The organism is Nocardia puris (assembly GCF_036051655.1).
In the GTDB taxonomy this organism is placed as follows: Bacteria; Actinomycetota; Actinomycetes; order Mycobacteriales; family Mycobacteriaceae; genus Nocardia; species Nocardia puris.
Map to the genome: position 1 here is coordinate 6,668,065 of NZ_CP107943.1, position 16,681 is coordinate 6,684,745.

16 protein-coding genes are annotated in these 16,681 nt (G+C 72.3%); all 16 read left to right on the forward strand.

The window, feature by feature from the left end; all coding sequences use genetic code 11:
* Positions 1 to 41 precede the first annotated feature (41 nt).
* On the forward strand, positions 42 to 1,289 hold the full coding sequence (locus tag OHB21_RS30935; RefSeq protein WP_195124366.1) for a methyltransferase domain-containing protein: 1,248 nt from the start codon (positions 42 to 44) through the stop codon (positions 1,287 to 1,289).
* Positions 1,286 to 2,068 (forward strand): sugar phosphate nucleotidyltransferase, encoded by a 783-nt coding sequence (locus tag OHB21_RS30940; RefSeq protein WP_195124367.1) that lies wholly within the window; start codon positions 1,286 to 1,288, stop codon positions 2,066 to 2,068. Before OHB21_RS30935 ends, OHB21_RS30940 begins: the two co-directional genes overlap by 4 nt.
* Positions 2,065 to 2,715 (forward strand): PIG-L deacetylase family protein, encoded by a 651-nt coding sequence (locus OHB21_RS30945; RefSeq protein ID WP_067511153.1) that lies wholly within the window; start codon positions 2,065 to 2,067, stop codon positions 2,713 to 2,715. Before OHB21_RS30940 ends, OHB21_RS30945 begins: the two co-directional genes overlap by 4 nt.
* Before the next feature lie 4 nt (positions 2,716 to 2,719).
* On the forward strand, positions 2,720 to 3,742 hold the full coding sequence (locus OHB21_RS30950; RefSeq protein ID WP_067511154.1) for an NAD-dependent epimerase/dehydratase family protein: 1,023 nt from the start codon (positions 2,720 to 2,722) through the stop codon (positions 3,740 to 3,742).
* A 5-nt stretch (positions 3,743 to 3,747) separates the two neighbouring features.
* Positions 3,748 to 4,866, forward strand: coding sequence for a class I SAM-dependent methyltransferase (locus OHB21_RS30955; protein WP_324196549.1), 1,119 nt, complete (start codon positions 3,748 to 3,750; stop codon positions 4,864 to 4,866).
* A 115-nt stretch (positions 4,867 to 4,981) separates the two neighbouring features.
* Positions 4,982 to 5,629: an MspA family porin gene (locus tag OHB21_RS30960; protein ID WP_228788461.1), complete on the forward strand. Its 648-nt coding sequence runs from the start codon at positions 4,982 to 4,984 to the stop codon at positions 5,627 to 5,629.
* Positions 5,630 to 5,632: 3 nt separating this feature from the next.
* Complete coding sequence (locus tag OHB21_RS30965) at positions 5,633 to 6,457, forward strand: glycosyltransferase (RefSeq protein ID WP_067511155.1); 825 nt, start codon at positions 5,633 to 5,635, stop codon at positions 6,455 to 6,457.
* 17 nt (positions 6,458 to 6,474) lie between these two features.
* Positions 6,475 to 7,527 (forward strand): glycosyltransferase family 4 protein, encoded by a 1,053-nt coding sequence (locus OHB21_RS30970; RefSeq protein ID WP_195124528.1) that lies wholly within the window; start codon positions 6,475 to 6,477, stop codon positions 7,525 to 7,527.
* Positions 7,524 to 8,690: a glycosyltransferase family 4 protein gene (locus OHB21_RS30975; RefSeq protein ID WP_195124368.1), complete on the forward strand. Its 1,167-nt coding sequence runs from the start codon at positions 7,524 to 7,526 to the stop codon at positions 8,688 to 8,690. Before OHB21_RS30970 ends, OHB21_RS30975 begins: the two co-directional genes overlap by 4 nt.
* Complete coding sequence (locus tag OHB21_RS30980; RefSeq protein WP_195124369.1) at positions 8,687 to 9,976, forward strand: lipopolysaccharide biosynthesis protein; 1,290 nt, start codon at positions 8,687 to 8,689, stop codon at positions 9,974 to 9,976. The genes OHB21_RS30975 and OHB21_RS30980 overlap by 4 nt, the downstream gene beginning before the upstream one ends.
* A complete protein-coding gene (locus OHB21_RS30985; RefSeq protein WP_067511159.1) occupies positions 9,973 to 10,977 on the forward strand; it encodes a CgeB family protein in 1,005 nt (334 codons plus the stop codon). Before OHB21_RS30980 ends, OHB21_RS30985 begins: the two co-directional genes overlap by 4 nt.
* A gap of 24 nt (positions 10,978 to 11,001) precedes the next feature.
* Positions 11,002 to 12,366, forward strand: coding sequence for a hypothetical protein (locus tag OHB21_RS30990; RefSeq protein ID WP_195124370.1), 1,365 nt, complete (start codon positions 11,002 to 11,004; stop codon positions 12,364 to 12,366).
* Complete coding sequence (locus OHB21_RS30995) at positions 12,363 to 13,628, forward strand: Wzz/FepE/Etk N-terminal domain-containing protein (RefSeq protein WP_067511161.1); 1,266 nt, start codon at positions 12,363 to 12,365, stop codon at positions 13,626 to 13,628. Before OHB21_RS30990 ends, OHB21_RS30995 begins: the two co-directional genes overlap by 4 nt.
* On the forward strand, positions 13,625 to 14,956 hold the full coding sequence (locus OHB21_RS31000) for a glycosyl hydrolase family 28-related protein (RefSeq protein WP_067511162.1): 1,332 nt from the start codon (positions 13,625 to 13,627) through the stop codon (positions 14,954 to 14,956). The genes OHB21_RS30995 and OHB21_RS31000 overlap by 4 nt, the downstream gene beginning before the upstream one ends.
* Positions 14,953 to 16,137 (forward strand): GNAT family N-acetyltransferase, encoded by a 1,185-nt coding sequence (locus OHB21_RS31005; RefSeq protein WP_195124371.1) that lies wholly within the window; start codon positions 14,953 to 14,955, stop codon positions 16,135 to 16,137. Before OHB21_RS31000 ends, OHB21_RS31005 begins: the two co-directional genes overlap by 4 nt.
* Positions 16,134 to 16,679, forward strand: coding sequence for a YdcF family protein (locus OHB21_RS31010; protein ID WP_195124372.1), 546 nt, complete (start codon positions 16,134 to 16,136; stop codon positions 16,677 to 16,679). The genes OHB21_RS31005 and OHB21_RS31010 overlap by 4 nt, the downstream gene beginning before the upstream one ends.
* The last annotated feature ends 2 nt before the right edge of the window (positions 16,680 to 16,681 follow it).

Here is a 16,681-nt window from a genome sequence, read left to right on the forward strand (position 1 = left end):
TTGAAAAATTCGTTCTGCGAAGTTTCTCTAGGGAGACCCCTGTGCGTTGCCGCCTGTGCAATTCCCCGTCACTGACGTCGGTGCTCGACCTCGGCGCCACACCGCCGTGCGAGAGCTTCCTCGCCGCGGACGCCCTCGACCTGCCCGAGGCCACCTATCCCCTGCACCTGCGCCGCTGCGACGCGTGCCTACTACTGCAACTGCCCGAACTGGTGACTCCGGACGAGATCTTCACCGAGTACGCGTACTTCTCGTCGTTCTCCGACAGCTGGGTAGCGCACGCGCGCGCCTTCGTGGACAGCGCGATCGGCCGGCTCGGCCTCGGCGCGGACTCGTTCGTGGTCGAAGTCGCCAGCAACGACGGCTATCTGCTCCAGCACGTCGTCGCGGCCGGCATCCCGTGCCTGGGCGTCGAACCCTCGGCCAACGTCGGGGCCGCGGCCCGCGCGAAGGGCGTGCCCACCGAGACCGCCTTCCTGGACGAGGCCCGCGCGAGCGCGCTGCGCGCCGCGCACGGGCCCGCCGACCTGGTCGTCGCCAATAACGTCTACGCGCACGTGCCGGATCTGCTCGGCTTCACCCGCGCGCTGCGCACGCTGGCCGCCGACGACGGCTGGGTGTCGATCGAGGTGCACCACGCGCTGAACCTGTTCCGCGACAACCAGTTCGACACCATCTACCACGAGCACTTCCAATACTTCACGCTGGCCACCGCCGCGCGAGCGCTGGCCACCGGCGACCTCACCGTGGTCGACGTCGAGCCGATCCCGAGTCACGGTGGCTCGCTGCGCCTCTGGGCCCGCCCCGGCACGGCGCACCGCCCGAGCGAGCGGGTGGCCGAGGTGCTCGCCGCCGAGGCGGCCGCCGGCCTGCACGACCCCTCCGGCTACGACGGACTGCGCCCACGCACCGAGGCGGTCCGCCACGACCTGCTGCGCTTCCTGCTCGACGCGCGCGCCGCGGGCCGGCGCGTCGTGGGCTACGGCGCGCCCGGCAAGGGCAACACCCTGCTCAACTACTGCGGAATCCGGCCCGACCTCCTGGCCTACACCGTGGACCGAAACCCTTATAAACACGGCAGATTCACGCCAGGCGCCCGCATCCCGGTCCGGCCCGTGGAGGTCATCGCGCGGGACCGGCCCGACGTGGTGCTGATCCTGCCGTGGAATCTGGAGCGCGAGCTGGTCACCCAGCTCGCCCATGTCGCCGAGTGGGGCGGGCGGCTGGCGGTGCCGATGCCGTCGCTGCGCGTCATCGACCCGGCGGAGATCGCGAGGCGAGTGGCATGAAGGTCGTCTTGTTCTGCGGCGGATACGGGATGCGGATGCGCGGCGGGTCATCCGACGCGGCGCCCAAGCCGTTGCAGATGGTGGGTCCGCGACCGCTGATCTGGCACGTGATGCGCTACTACGCGCACTTCGGGCACACCGAATTCATCCTGTGCCTGGGCTACGGCGCCGAGCACATCAAGAACTACTTCCTGACCTACCAGGAGTCGATGTCCAACGACTTCGTCATCCGCAACGGGCAGGTCGAGCTGCTGCACACCGATATCAGCGACTGGACCATCACCTTCGTCGACACCGGCGTGGAATCCGCGATCGGCGAACGCCTGCGGCGGGTCCGCCCGCACCTGGGCGAGGACGAGTACTTCCTGGCCAACTACTCCGATGTGCTCACCGACGCACCGCTGGACGAGATGATCGAGAAGTTCACCGCCTCCGGCGCGGCCGCCTCGATGATGATCGTGCCGCCGCAATCCTCGTTCCACTGCGTCGATGTGGGCCCCTCGGGCGAGATCTCGGGCATCACGCCGGTGTCGCGGTTGCCGCTGTGGGAGAACGGCGGCTACTTCGTGCTCACCCAGGACGTGTTCGACCTGCTGCCCCCGGGCGGCGACCTGGTGGAGGACGCGTGCGGCGCGCTCGCCCGGCAGGGGCGGCTGTTCGGCTACCAGCACTTCGGCTTCTGGAAGCCCGCCGACACGTTCAAGGAACGCGCCGAACTCGACGCCGCCTATCAGCACGGCGACCGGCCCTGGATGGTGTGGGAGCGCGACGCGCGATGATTGCTCTCGACACCGGCGCGCTCACCGAGATCGCCGTTCTCGGCGCCCACTGCGACGACATCGCCATCGGCATGGGCGGTGCGCTGCTCGCCGCCGTCGCGGCCAATCCGGGCCTGCGGGTGCACGCGCTGGTACTCAGCGGCGGCGGCTCGCCGCGCGAGGCCGAGGAGCGCGACGCGCTGGCGGACTTCTGCGCGGGCGGCTCGGTGCGGCTCACCGTCCTCGACATCCCCGACGGGCGCGCGCCCGGCCACTGGGAGCGGATCAAGGACGCGCTCGCGGAGTTCCGGCGCGGCCTGCGCACCGATCTGGTGTTCGGACCGCACCGGTGCGACGCGCACCAGGACCACCGGCTGCTGGCCGAGCTGGTGCCCACCGAGTTCCGCGACCACCTCGTGCTGGGTTACGAGATCCCCAAGTGGGAGGCCGAATCCTGGCGGCCCTCGGTGTACCTGCCGCTCACCGCGGAGCACGCCGAGCACAAATCGCGGTTGCTGCACAAGCACTATCGTTCGCAGACCGGTCGCGACTGGTTCGACGAGCGGACCTTCCTCAGCGTGGCCCGCTTGCGCGGCGTGCAGTGCCGTGCCCCCTACGCCGAGGCTTTCTCCTCGGACAAAGCCGTCCTCCAACTCGGGAACAGGTGAAACGATGCGCGTCCTCCTCACCGGCCATCAGGGCTATCTCGGCTCGGTCATGTCGGCGCGCCTGCGCGCCGCCGGCCACGACGTGATCGGGCTCGACACAGGCTATTTCGCCGAGTGCGTGCTCGGGCCGGAGCCCGACGATCCGCCGGGGCACCGGATCGATCTGCGCGACGTCACCGCCGAGCACGTCGCCGGCGTCGAGGCGATCGTGCATCTGGCCGCCCTGTCGAACGATCCGCTCGGTTCCCTCGCACCCGAGATCACCCACGAGATCAACCGCCACGCGTCGGTGCGGCTGGCCCGCCTGGCGCGCGAGGCCGGGGCGCGGCGGTTCCTGTACGCCTCCACCTGTTCGGTCTACGGGTCGGCCGACGGGCTGGTGACCGAGGACGCCACCCTGCGCCCGCTCACCCCGTACGCGGAGAGCAAGGTGCGGGTCGAAGACGATCTGCTGACCCTGGCCGACGCGGACTTCTCCCCCGTGTTCCTGCGCAACGCCACGGCTTTCGGCATCTCGCCGCGCCCGCGTCTCGACATCGTGCTGAACAATCTGGTGGCGCACGCGGTGACCAGCGGGGAGATCCGCGTGCTGTCCGACGGCACGCCGTGGCGGCCGCTGGTGCATGCCGACGACATCGCCCGCGCCTTCGAGACCGCTCTCACCGCGCCGCGGGACCGGATCCACTGCCGCGCGTTCAATATCGGCCACGAGGCGAACAACATGACCGTCGCGCAGATCGCCGACGCCGTCGCCGATGCGGTCCCGGGCGCGCGGGTGGTGATCACGGGCGAGACCGGGCCCGATCCGCGCTCGTACCGGGTCGATTTCACCGCCGCCCGTGACGATCTCGGCTTCCGCGCGGACCGCACGGTCGCCGACGGCGCGCGCGAACTCCATCGCGCCTACGTCGAATACGGCTTGGCCGCAGCGGATTTCGACCGCTACACCCGGCTGGCGCAACTGCGGCAGCTGGAGTCCGAAGGCAGCCTCGACGCGTCGCTGCGCCTCACGGCGAGGGCTCGGTGAGTCCGGTGCGCGAGCGTGATCCGAGCTGCCGGGCCTGCGGAGGGCGGCAATTGACCAGGGTGCTGGACCTCGGCGCGATGCCGGCGACCGATTACTTCCCGCGCCCGGGCCAACCCGAGGCGGCGCCGGTGCCGCCGCTGCGCATGGCGGTCTGCCGGGACTGCGGTCTCGCCCAGCTCGAATCCGGCGGCTACGAGGGGCGCGAACCCGAATCCGTCGAACCGCGCGCGCTGCGCGATCAAGCCGTCGACGCGATCGCCGAGGTGGCGCGCGCGGGGCTGCTGACGGGGCGCACGGTGCGTGAATTCCCCAGTCCGCACGGCGGTTCCTGGCTCGGTCCGCTCTCGGCGGCCGGGCTCGAGCCTGTGACCACCGGACCGGCCGACGTGGTGGTCGACTGCTTCGGCCTCATGCACGAACCCGATCAGCCCGCCGCGTTCGCCCGGCGCGCGGCGGCCACCGCGCCCGGTGGCGTGCTGCTGCTGCAATACCACTCGCTGCGGGCCATCCTGACCGGTCGCCAGTGGAATGCGTTGCGCCACGGCCATTTCGCGTACTACAGCCTGCCCGTGCTGACGCGGCTGCTCGCCGGCGCGGGCCTGTCGGTGACGACCGCGTGGCGGTTCCCGCTCTACGGCGGGACGGTGCTGCTCGCCGCGGTGCACGGCGCCGCGGAACCGGACCACCGCGTGCGTGACCTGCTCGCCGACGAGGCGTTCTGCGCCGATCCCGCCGCCGCGAGCGACCTGCAACAGGCCGCCGACGACGACCGCGCGACGCTGCGCCGCTGGCTCGAGGACGAAAAGCGCTGCGGCAACACCGTCTACGCGTACGGCGCGGCTTCCCGCGCGGTCGCGCTGTTCGCCGCCGCCTGCCTCGACCGGACGCTGCTCGCCGGCGTCGCCGACGCGGCGCCCGCCAAGCAGGGCCGCCGCATGCCGGGCACCGACATCCCGATCATCGCGCCCGCCGAGCTCGTCGCCGCGCGACCCGACCGGGTCCTGCTCACCCTCGCCGACCTGCTGCCCGAGGTCTCCGCCGCGCTGCCCGCACTCGCGGGGGCCTGGGTGGTCGATCCGCGCCGCGGCCCGGTCCCCGCCACACCATTGCCCACACCGACGTGAGCACGCCTATGCCTCAGTTCTCTGCTGTACCGAAGGAAAAGACCGGCGGACACCATGATTCGCCGGACACCGCGGCCCCGCGACGGGGCGGGCCGTTTCGCTGTCGGATCCACTGATGAAGGTTGTCATGTCCTCCCACTTCTCGCGGCGTGCGCGTCGCGTCCTCACCACCGGCGTCGCCCTCACTGCGGCCGCGATCCTCACCACCGGCCTCACCGGCACCGCCGCGGCCGAGATCGAGAGCTCCAACCAGATCGTCGACAGCGCGGGCCGCACGGTCTCGGCGATCCAGGCCGACACCCGCATCGACTTCGTGGCCCCGCTCGACGGCAACCCGCTCACCCGCGAGTGGTTCCACCACGGACGCGCCGGATTCACCGTGGCAGGCCCCGACGCCGGGAACTGGTCGGGCCGCATCACCCTCGGCTACCAGGTCGGCTACCCGGCCACCGCGGGCGGCAAGCTGAAGTTCGAGTACTCGACGCCCGGCCTGGGCGTGGAGCTGGGCACCGGCGCCGTCGTCAAGATCGAGGGCCTGATCCCGCGCGGCGGCATCGAATTGGAGGTCGGATTCGGTCCCGGCATCCAGACCGTCGAGGTCGCCTCGGGCGAGATCTCCGGCACCGACGGGTTCCTCCGCGTCTCCGGCTTCCATTCCACCGTGACCGGCGTGGTCGGCCCCACCACGATCCGGCCGTTCGTGTCGGTGGTGGGCGCATCGGGTGACACCGTGGTGACCTACGGTCCCACGTGGACCACCTGAGCGATGTCCATCTCGGTATGCGTGCCCGCGTTGAACGCGGGCCGCACCTTGGAAGCCACCCTCGCCTCGCTGCTCGCGCAGGACGCCGACTTCGAGCTGGTGGTGCTGGACAACGCGAGTACCGACCGCACGGCCGAGATCGCCCACGCGTTCGACGATCCCCGCCTCCGGTACCACGCGAACGACCGCGTGCTGCCGATCGGGGCCAACTGGAACAAGGCCGTCCGGCTGTCCACCGGCACGCTGGTGAAAGTCGTGTGCGCCGACGACATCCTGCTGCCGGGTGCGCTGGCGCGCCAGCGCGAGGTGCTGGCGAACCCGCGCGTCACGGTGACGGCCTCGCGTTTCCGGGTGATCGACGAGGCGGGCGCGGTGCTCGACGACGATCTGGGCCTGCCCGGCCTGATCGGGGTGCGCGACCCGCGCACGTTCGTGCGCACCCTGGTGCGGCGCGGACCGGCCGAGTTCGGTCCCACGGCGGCCGCGATGTTCCGGCGCGAATTGTTCGACCGCGTCGGCGGTTTCCGCGGGGACCTGGTGTTCCCCATGGACATCGACCTGTTCGCCAGGATCGGCGCGTTCGGGGTGTTCGCCGGGCTGTCGGACGTGCTCGCCGCCTGGCGGCACTCGTCGTTCAACCTGTGCAGCACCACCTCCACCGTGAGCAAACTGACCGAACAGCTGCGCTTCCACCACCGGATGGCGGCCGAATACCCGGACCTGATCGGCGCGAGCGACGTGATGGGCGGCGACGGCCGGCTCGTGCGCACCGCGCTGGAGCGGGTGCGGGTCCGGGTCGCGGCCCTGGCCCACGGGGGCCGCGGATGACGACGCCACACGTCCACATGACCGGCGCGGAGTGGTTCGGCTCCGCGCCGGGCGGTCTGAACCGGTACTTCACCGACCTGTACACCGCGCTGTCGCGGCACCCCGGAATCACCGTCAGCGCAGCGGCTTTCGGCGAGGCGCCCGGCGGTGGGCACAGCTGGGGCCCCACGGGTGGTTCGACGTTGCGCCGCGCGACCCGCGCGTTCACCGATCGCGGTGCCGCGCCGCCACCGGGCGCGATCGTGGACCGGCATTTCGCGCTGTACGGTCCCGCCGCGCGGCGCGACCCCTTGGTCGTGCATTTCCACGGCCCGTGGGCCGCCGAAAGCCGAGCCGGGGGCGCGGGCCGGCCCGGGGTCGCCGCGAAGTACGCGGTGGAGCGACTGCGCTATCGTGGCGCGGACCGGATCGTGGTGCTGTCCAACCACTTCCGCGATCTACTGGTCCACGACTATCGCGTGCCCGAGGACCGGGTGACGGTCATCCCGCCGGGCATCGACGCCGACCGGTACGCCGCGGCCGACACCGCACCGGACGCGCCCACGGTGCTGTGCGTGCGACGGCTCGAACGGCGCATGGGCATCGACCGGCTCATCCGCTCCTGGCCCGACGTGCTGGCCGAGCATCCCGGCGCGCGCCTGCTGATCGTGGGCACGGGCACGGCCGAACACGAGCTGCGCGCCATGGCCGACCTCTACTACCACCGCGGCTCCCTGGAATTCCTTGGCCGGGTGGACGACGCCGAACTCGCCGGCCTGTACGCGCGAGCGACGGTGACGGTAGTGCCGTCGATCGCGCTGGAGGGCTTCGGGCTCATCGCTCTGGAATCCCTGGCCGCCGGGCGCGCGCCGATCGTCACCGACTGCGGCGGACTGCCCGATTCGGTGCGCGCGCTGGATGATTCGCTGATCGTGCCGTCCGGCGACCCCGACGCGCTCGCGGCGCGGCTCGTCGCCGCGCTGGACGGCAAGGTTCCCACGCCCGAACGGTGCCGCGCGCACGCGCGAACCTTCTCCTGGGCGGCCGCCGCCGAGCGGCACGCCGCCCTGTACCGGGAGCTGACCGGATGATCAAGGCCGTCTTCCTCTCCCACACCGCCGCGCCCTCCGGCGCGGAGCTGGCCACGATGCGCCTGCTCACCGCGCTGCGCGACTCCCCGCTCGGCGCCGTGGACCCGGTCATGGTGTGCACCGAGCCCGGTCCGATGGTGACCGCCCTGCGCGCCCGGGGCATCCCGGTCACCGTGTACGCCAACGACTTCGACAACCGGTCCATGACCATCACCGGCTCCTCCCCGCTGCGGCTGCTCACCGGCGGCTTCTCGCTCGCCCGGATCGGCTGGCGGCTCGGCGCCCTCGTGCGCGACGAACACGCCGACGTGGTCGTCGCCGCCAGCGTGAAAGCGCTGCTGATGGGAGCGCTGGCCGCGCGCCGGGCGGGCGTCCCCCTGGTGTGGCAGGTGCACGACCGGGTGAGCGCCGAGTACTTCGGCCGGTTGCTCGCTCCCTTGGTCCGGCTGCTGGCCGTGCTCTGCTGCGCCGGGCTCATCGCCAACAGCCGCGCCACCGAACGCTCGTTGCCGACGCGGCGGGTCCCGACCGTGGTCGCCTACCCGGGCATCGAATTCGACGCCGACCACGAACGCTCACCCCAGCGCCCGCCCGCCGACACCGTGGTCGCGATCGTGGGCCGCCTGACCCCCTGGAAGGGACAGGACGTCGCCCTGCGGGCACTGGCCGCTACCACTATCCGGCCACGCCGCGTGCTGGTGGTGGGCGGAACGTTCTTCGGGGAACAGGACTTTCGCGCGGAGCTGGAGGCGCTCGCCGCCGAGACCGGTCTGCCCGTCGCCTTCACCGGTCACGTGGACGACCCCGCCGCGCTCATGCGCGAGGCCGACATCCTGGTGCATTGCTCGGTGCTCGCCGAACCGTTCGGGCAGGTCGTCGTGGAGGGCATGCGCGCGGGCTGCGCCGTGGTCGCCGCCGACGCGGGCGGCCCGGCCGAGATCGTCGAGTCCGAGGTCGACGGCCTGCTCGTCGCCCCGCGCCACGACGACCTCGTCCGCGCGCTCGACCGGTTGATCGGCGATCGCGGCCTGCGCATCCGTCTGGGCGAGCGGGCCCGCGTGCACGCCCGCCGCTTCGACATCACCGATTCGGCGGCGGTCGTCGCCGGATTCCTCACCACCACGGTCCACGGGGCCGGACGCGCGAAGGCGGTGCGGACATGAGCGAGCACCGGCACGCCCGCCTGCGCGAGATCGGCGCGGTGCTGCGCGACATCGTCTACGTGATGTTCGGCAAGTACGGCCAGTACCTCATCACCTTGGCCACCGTGCCGCTCACCGCCCGCGTCCTCGGCCCCGAGGGCATGGGCCTGCTCGCCATCGGCATGGCCGCCTACTTCATCGGCTCGCTGCTGGTGGACCTGGGCATCACCTCGTTCCTCGCGGCCCTGGTGCCGCGCGGCGGACCCCAGCTGGCCACGCTGCGCGGCAACTACCTGCTCATCCGCGTCGCCGTCCTCGCCGCCCTCGGTCTGGCGCTCGGCGCGCAGTGGGCGCTCGGCGCGCCCGCCGCCGTGCACATGGTGTTCCTCGGGCTGTTCGTCGGCGGCATGTGGGCGGTGTCGGAGGACTGGATCCTCATCGGCGAAGGCCGTTTCGGCACCTCGACGGTGTACCAGGGCATCGCGCGAGTCTGCTACCTGGTGTTGCTGGTGGTGTTGCTGCCGCGGTTCCCGTCGGCGTCGGTGGCACTGCTGTGCCTGCTGGGTTCGGCGCTGATCGTGCTCGCGCTCACCTGGTTCGACGTCGTGCGCAGGCACGGCAAACCGGGCACGCCGCACGACGTGGGCGCCACCCTGCGGATCGGCGCGCCGGTGCTCACCGCACGCCTGCTGGTCAGCAGTTACGGGCAGGGCGCGGCCGTGGTGTACGCGGCGGTGCTCGACGCCGTGTCGCTCGGCCTGTTCTCGGCCGGGGACCGGCTGGTGCGCGCGGTGCAGTCCATGCTCGATCCGATCGGGCTCGCCATGCTCCCGCGCATGGCGCGCGACCAGGGCGCGGATCGCTTCTGGCGCACCACGATCCGAGTTTTGGGAGCCTGCGTGACCGCGGCCGTGGCGGCGGTCGCACTGATCTGGGTGACCGCGCCGCTGCTGATCGGACTGCTGTTCGGCAGCGAATTCGCCGACGCCGTCACCCTGCTGCGGGTGGAGGCGCTGATCCTGCCCGCCACCACCATCTCGTCGTTCCTCACCACGGCGGTGCTGCCGGTCCGGCAGGACACCGCCGGGGTGTTCATCGGCGCCTGCGTCGGCGTGGCCGTCGCGGGCGTCGCCTTGGCCGCGGGCGCGCGCAACCACTCGGTGTGGGCGCTGGTCTACGGGACCGTCGCGGCCGAATTCGCCGTCGCCGGTTGGTATCTGCTGCGCGCCCGTCAACTGTATCGCCGCGACGGCGGACCGGCCGGGGCGGCGGTCACGCCCGCGCCCCGGATTGGAGAGAAGCTATGAAGATCCTGTTCGTCGGCGACGACTGGGTGGGCAGCAACGCCCGCTCCCTGGCCGAGGGCTTCCGTCAGGCCGGGCACGAAGTCGTCGTCATCGACACCACCACCGTGACGCTGCCCGACCGCTGGTCGGCGCCCTGGGCGTATTCGAAGGTCGCCGGGCACCGCTCCCGGGGCAGCGTCGCCGCCGTGCACACCCGCATCGACCGGGTCGCCACCATGCTGCGCCCGGATATGTTGTTCGTGTTCAAGGGGATTCACCTCGACCAGCAGCGCCTGCTCGAGACGCCCGCCGCGCTGCGGGTGCACTACAGCCCCGACGACGTGTCCAACCCGGAGAACCTGACGCCGGAATACCTCGCGCACGAGAAACTCTGGGACCTGGTGGTCACCACCAAGCGCCACAACGTGGGCGAGCTGCTCGACCGCGGCGCCCAGCAGGTGAAGTACGTGCACAGCGCCTACGACCCGGCCTGGCACCGGCCCAGCGCGCGGCGCGGTTCGCGATTGTTCCTGGTGGGGTTCATCGGGGTCGAGCGCCCCGACCGCAGTGCGGCGATGGTGTCGCTGGCCCGAGCCTACGGCGCGCGCATGCTGGTGAGCGGGCCCGGGTGGCGGCGCAACGCGGCGCTGCGGGCCACCCGCGCCGAGATCGGCGACGGCGCCTACGGCGAACAGTTCTCCATCACGGTCGCCTCCATCGTCGCGAACCTGGTACTGCTGAACTCCGACAACCGTGACACCCACACCTGCCGCAGCTTCGAGATCCCCGCCGCCGGTGGCCTTTTCGTCGGACAGCGCACCGACGACCACGCCGAGCTGCTCGACGAGGGCACCGAATGCCTGCTGTTCTCCACCGCCGAGGAACTCGACGACATCCTCGAATGGTGCGCGGGCCATCCGGAGGAGGCGGCGCGCATCGCCGAGGCCGGGTATCGCCGCATCGCCAGCGGCAGGCACCGCTACGTCGACCGGGCCAGGGAGATCCTCGATGCGCTGGGCTGACCCGGGACCCCGTGGGGTGCGATCATGACCGCGATCTCGGAGGTCGCGCTGATCGCGGGCGCGCTGGCGGCCCTCGTGGCCGCCGCCCTCACCCTGCCCGGCGTGGTGCGGGTGCTGCTCATCGCCCAGGCCATCTACTGGGGCATGAGCTACGTCGCGCGCCCGATCGTGCTGCTGTGGGTGCGTCCCGACCCTCGCTTCGGCGACAATATCGCCGACCCGCGCCTGGCCCGCCTGGGTTACGGTCCCGGACTCGAATTGGTGTTGCAGCCGGTCGTTTTCGGCCTGTGGCTGTACGCGGGGGTGATCGTCGCCTACGCGGTGTGGGCCCGGAGCCGCCGCACCGAGCCCACACCCCGCATCCTCGACGACCCGGTCTTCGTGCCGACGCTGTGGGCGCTCTACGCGCTGGGCACCCTCGCCCGGCTGGCCGCGGTCGCGACCGGCTCGGCGGGGCAGGCCGGTGAGGTCGAAAGCGCCAGTCCCGTCCTGAGTCTGGCGGCCACGCTCGCCACCGTCGGCGCGGTCGGGCTGATCGTGTTCGCCCGCCCGGTGCGGGCCGGCGCGCCCGCCGCCCTGATCCTGGTGCTGATGGCCGGGGAGCTGTGGTGGACGGTGTCCATCGAGTCCAAGACCCCGATCATGGGCGCCGCGCTGGCGGTGGCGGTGCGATTCGCGCTCACCGGCTGGACCCGGCGCAAGATCGCCGCCATCACCGTGCTGTCGGTGGCCGGGGTGGGCGGGTTCGGCTGGCTGCAATCGCTGAAGGCCACACCGTTCCTGCGCGCCGAGTCCGCCGCGACCGACGCCGCGTATCCCCCTGCGGTACAGCCGTTCCTGAGCCTGCTGCGCCGCTTCGACCTGCTCGAGGCCGCCACCGACGCCGCCCACCGGGGGCCGAGTTCCTGGCTGAGCGCCGGCGAGGTCGCCCAGCACGCCGTACTCAGCCTCATCCCCGGCCAGCTGCTCGGCGTCGAGAAGTTCCAGTCCGGCACGGCGTGGGCGAGCGAGGTGCGCGGCGCCTCGGTCGACATGAGCCAGATCTCGGTGTCGCTGGCCGAGGGCAATGTGAACGAGGGCTACGTGCTGGCCGGGTATCCGGGTGTCGCGCTGGGGGTCCTGTTCACCGCCGCGCTGCTGCTGGCCTGGTCGCGGGCGATCTACGCGCGCAACCTCGTCGTGGTCGTCATGGCGGTCGCGCTCATCGAGGTGCCGGTGGTGTTCGAGCGCGGCATGCTCGGCAGCGTCGAGACCGTCGGCAAATACCTGCAGACCATCGTCCTGGTGGTCGCCGTCTACTTCGTGGTCGCCGCCGTGCGGACCGACCGCGTCCCCGCACCCGCGCCACGGACGGCACCCGTCCTGTCCGCAGGAAGGAAACACCCATGAACCCCAACGACATCCGGGGGATCGTCCGCCGCCGCTGGCTGATCATCGGGCTGTGCGGCCTGTTCGGTGTGGCCGCGGCGGTGTACTACGCGCAGTCGCGGCCCGTCACCTACACGGCGTCGAGCACCATGTACGTCTCGATGGCGACCGGCACGTCGGTCAACGACTCGTACCAGGGCGGGCTGGCCGCCCAGCAGCGGGTGCGCTCGTATCTGGAGCTGGCGAGCAGCGCGGAGGTGGCCGAGCGGGTGCTCGCCGAACGCGCCCTGCCGATCTCGGCCGAGCAACTGCGCGCCCGGATCACCGCGTCCTCACCGCCCGCCACCTCGCTGCTCACCATCGCGGTGACCGATTCGACCGCCGAGGGCGCGCGCGAACTCACCGATGTGGTGGTCGCCAAGTTCCGCACGCTCGTGGACGAATTGGAGACCATCGAGGCCACCGCCGCCCCGGCCGCGCGCGTCGCGGTGGTCGACACGGCGCAGGTGCCCACCGCCCCGACGGGGCCCGGCACCTCGCGGCTGGCCGCGCTGGGACTGCTGGCCGGGCTCGCCCTCGGCGCGGTCGCGGCGCTCGTCCGCGACCGCACCGACCGCAGGCCCCGTGACAACGCGGAAGTGGAAGCGGCGGTGGGGGTTCCGGTGTTCGCGTCGGTCGCTCCCGTGCCCGGCGCCCAGGACACCGGCGTCCGCGTCGCCCGCACCCGCCTGCACCTGCTGGGCGATGGGACCGGCACCTTCGTGGTGACGGCGCTGTCGGATCGCTCCGCACCGGAGGTCGCCGGGGCGCTCACCCGCTCGTTCGCGGCGGTGGGCTCGCGCGCGCTGCTCATCGACGCCGACACGACCGGCCCGGCGACGGGCGAACCCGGCCTGGCCGAGCTGTTCCGCAACGGCGGGTCCGCGCCCGACCTCATCCGGCACGCCGACGACACCGGCGCGGGCGTGCTGCCGGTGGGTGGCAGCGCGGCCGACACCGCCGACGCGCTGGCCCGCGGCGATCTCGACAAACTGCTCCCCGACCTGCGCGGGCGCTTCGACGTGATCGTGATCGCCGCGCCGCCCGCCGCGCACCCGGAGGCGCTCACGCTCGCCACGGCGGGCACCACCGTGGGCGTCGTCGAGCCGGCGCGGACCACGGTGACCGACCTGCGCGCCCGCGCCGAGTTGCTCACCGACTCCGGCGGCATGCTCGCCGGAGCGCTGGTCGTCGAGAAGGCCCGCGCCGGCGTGCGCCTGCTCCTCGGGCGAGGCGCGCGATGAGTACCGAGGATGTCGGCCGCAGGCGCATGCTGGCCGTCGCGCTCGGCGCGGCGGCCGCCGTCCCGGTGCTCGGGTGCACGGCGGGGACCGCGCCCGCCGCGGGACGGCCCGCCGAGGTCCGCAATGTGCGCGACTTCGGCGCCGTCGGGGACGGGGTAGCCGACGACACCGCCGCGTTCGCCGCGGCCGCCCGCACCGACGGCGGGCGGGCGCCGCTGCTGTACCTGCCCGCCGGGCACTACCGGATCACCGCCTGGCCGGAGCTCCCCGACTACGCCACCGTCTACGGCGATGGCGGGGACGCCTCCATCGTCGGCTGCGAGACCGACACCACGCTCATCGCGCTGCGTCGCAAACAGCGAATCCGGTTCTCCCACTTCGGCCTCTACCTCACCGGCGAGCGCGCCACGGCCGTGCACCTGGACGAGTGCTTCCGGTGTTCGTTCGAGGGCATGGTGATTCGGGGCAATCACCTGCCCGACAACCATCCGCGCTATCTGGACCAGCGCGGGGTCGTCCTGTCCGGCAACACCGGCGGCACCGCGTTCATCAACTGCGATATCAACAACTTCGGCGTCGGGCTCGTCACCTCCTGCATTCAGAACTACGTCACCGCGTCCAAGTTCGCGGCCAACCACGTGGGCGTGCTGGGCACCGGCAACGACCACAACGCCGGCTTGTCGCTCACCGACGTGGAATTCGTCTCCGACAACGATCCCCGCACCACCCGCTGCCACGTCGACATCGACGGCGCGGCCAACAACTGGTGGCTCACCAACATCTGGTTCGAGGGCGCCGACACCGCGCTCGCGGTCGGGCGTCGCGGCGTCGGAGGCCCCTCCCAGTTCGGCATGGTCAACTGCAAGGTGGCGGCCCGCTCGGTCGGGCTCGATCTGGCGTACTGCCGCCAGCCCTATCTGGCGAACGTCCGCTTCGACCCCGATCTCGCGGACCGGATGCCGGTGGAACTGCGCATCGACCCGGGCGACTGCCCGGAGGGCACGGCGATCAACCTCATCTCGAGCGCGGGGGCCGACCTCTCGGACGCGGTCTTCCCGCGCGCCTGGCACGTCCTGGCCCGCGGCCATACGACCGATCCGACGTTCACCGGAACCGTCGTCGCCAAAGGCGGTTCCACCGACGCCGAAATCGCGCGATTCGAATCCCCCGACGGCGCGGCGGTCGCGGCGGTGCTGCCCAGCGGCGCGCTGCTGTCCGAGGCCGGGGTGGTGCTGCGGGACGAGAACGGCGCGTACTGGCGGCTCTCGGTGGGCACGGACGGCGCGGTCACCACCGCCGCCCTCGGCGATCGGCGGCCGCATCGGTGACGGCGCGATGGCCCGTGCTCACGGGACTCACCCTCGGCCCGGTGGCGCTCGCCGGGCACCATGTCCGGCTGCGGCCACCGCGGCTGGACGACTTCGGCGAGTGGCGGCGCATCCGCCTGCGCGACCAGGAGGCGTTGCAGCCGTTCATGATCAGCTCCCCGCTGGACTGGGAGGCCCGCCACGACGGCGCGGCGTGGACGCGGGAGTGGCTCACAGCGCGCGCGGACATCCGGCGCGGGCGGCGGCTGGCGACGGTCATCGAGGTCGACGGCCGCTTCGCCGGGCAGTGCGAGCTCGGCTCCCTGGACGCCCGCGCGGAGTCGGCCGAGTTGGGCATCTGGATCGACCGCGACCACGCGGGTTCCGGGCTCGGCGGGCTGGCCGCGGCCCTGCTGCTGGACTTCGCCTCCGGTCCGCTCGGCCTGCGCCGCGTCACCGCGCCCATCGCGGCCGACAATATCGTCACCCGCACCGGCGCGGCCGCCATGGGCATGCGGCGCGAAGCCCTCCTGGTGCGCGCCGTCGACGCCGGCGGCCGCCGCACCGACCACGAACTGTGGGCCCTCACCCGCGCCGACGTGCCCGCCGGCGGATTCGTCGCGCGCTGGCTGCGCGCCGAGCACGGAACCGCGCGTCCCGGACCCGGACGCACCCCTGCCGCGCTCACCTCGGTCCGTGTGCCCGAGCGCACCGCGCCGCCGGTGACCACCGTCGTCGCGGTCGCCTCGCGCCATGCCGCCGCGTCGACGGCGCGGCCGATCCGGACGCGGCTGCCCACCCGGCGGATCACGCTCGAGGTGCCTGGCTTTCCGGAGGTGGTGTTGCGCGGCACCAGGTTCCACGATCTGCGCACGCCGGACGGGCTGGCGCTGGCCATCCGGCGCGGTGCCGAAACCCTCGGCCACGCGCGGCTGTTCGGGCTGGACATGTTCGACCGCAATATCAGCGCCGCCCTCGACCCACCGTCGCTGGCCGGGGACCTGCGCGGCGCAGTGCTGAGCGCCGTCGTCGCCCGCTGCCGCCTGCTGGGCATCGAGCGCGTGACGATACTCGCCGACCCCGCCGATTCGCTCGCGGCGAAGGCATTGTCCGCCAATGGGTTTCACAAAGAGGGCGTGCTGCGGGAGGTCGCGGACGGCAACCGGGAGCTGTGGGCCGTGGCGCTCGGGGGCCGCCCATGACCACCGTCCGCCGCGTCGCGACCCGGCTCGTGCTCGCCCTGCTGGTGATCGTCACGGTCACCGCCGCCGGGGTGCCGGTCTTCGTGCACCCCCAGACCGATGCGCTCGAACCCGCCGACGCCATCGTGGTGCTCGGCGGCACCGCCTACGAGCGTTTCGACCTCGGCCTCGACCTCGCCGAGCGCGGGTACGCGCCGCGCCTGCTGATCTCGCGCTCCACCGGCGCCGACGACCACGAGATGGACCGCTACTGCGCGGGGGGCCACCCGTTCCGCGTCGACTGTTTCGTTCCCGACCCGTGGACCACCCAGGGCGAGGCGCGCGAGATCCGCCGCCGCGCCGACGCCGGGGGCTGGCGCCACATCATCGTCATCACCTTCACCCCGCACGTCTCGCGGGCCCGCTACATCGTCGGGAAGTGTTTCGGCGGCCGGATCACCATGGTCGCCTCCCCCAGCCCGTCCGGGCCGCTGTTCTGGGCCTGGATGTACATCCGTCAGTCCGCCGGATATCTACGGGCCTTCGCCGATCGCGGATGCTGAGG

Excerpts from the sequence above, each read along its gene's own strand:
- OHB21_RS30940 (WP_195124367.1), top strand. The coding sequence starts at position 1,286 with ATGAAGGTCGTCTTGTTCTGCGGCGGATACGGGATGCGGATGCGCGGC.
- OHB21_RS30945 (WP_067511153.1), top strand. The coding sequence starts at position 2,065 with ATGATTGCTCTCGACACCGGCGCGCTCACCGAGATCGCCGTTCTCGGC.
- OHB21_RS30950 (WP_067511154.1), top strand. The coding sequence starts at position 2,720 with ATGCGCGTCCTCCTCACCGGCCATCAGGGCTATCTCGGCTCGGTCATG.
- OHB21_RS30960 (WP_228788461.1), top strand. The coding sequence starts at position 4,982 with ATGAAGGTTGTCATGTCCTCCCACTTCTCGCGGCGTGCGCGTCGCGTC.
- OHB21_RS30965 (WP_067511155.1), top strand. The coding sequence starts at position 5,633 with ATGTCCATCTCGGTATGCGTGCCCGCGTTGAACGCGGGCCGCACCTTG.
- OHB21_RS30970 (WP_195124528.1), top strand. The coding sequence starts at position 6,475 with ATGACCGGCGCGGAGTGGTTCGGCTCCGCGCCGGGCGGTCTGAACCGG.
- OHB21_RS30975 (WP_195124368.1), top strand. The coding sequence starts at position 7,524 with ATGATCAAGGCCGTCTTCCTCTCCCACACCGCCGCGCCCTCCGGCGCG.
- OHB21_RS30980 (WP_195124369.1), top strand. The coding sequence starts at position 8,687 with ATGAGCGAGCACCGGCACGCCCGCCTGCGCGAGATCGGCGCGGTGCTG.
- OHB21_RS30985 (WP_067511159.1), top strand. The coding sequence starts at position 9,973 with ATGAAGATCCTGTTCGTCGGCGACGACTGGGTGGGCAGCAACGCCCGC.
- OHB21_RS30990 (WP_195124370.1), top strand. The coding sequence starts at position 11,002 with ATGACCGCGATCTCGGAGGTCGCGCTGATCGCGGGCGCGCTGGCGGCC.
- OHB21_RS30995 (WP_067511161.1), top strand. The coding sequence starts at position 12,363 with ATGAACCCCAACGACATCCGGGGGATCGTCCGCCGCCGCTGGCTGATC.
- OHB21_RS31000 (WP_067511162.1), top strand. The coding sequence starts at position 13,625 with ATGAGTACCGAGGATGTCGGCCGCAGGCGCATGCTGGCCGTCGCGCTC.
- OHB21_RS31010 (WP_195124372.1), top strand. The coding sequence starts at position 16,134 with ATGACCACCGTCCGCCGCGTCGCGACCCGGCTCGTGCTCGCCCTGCTG.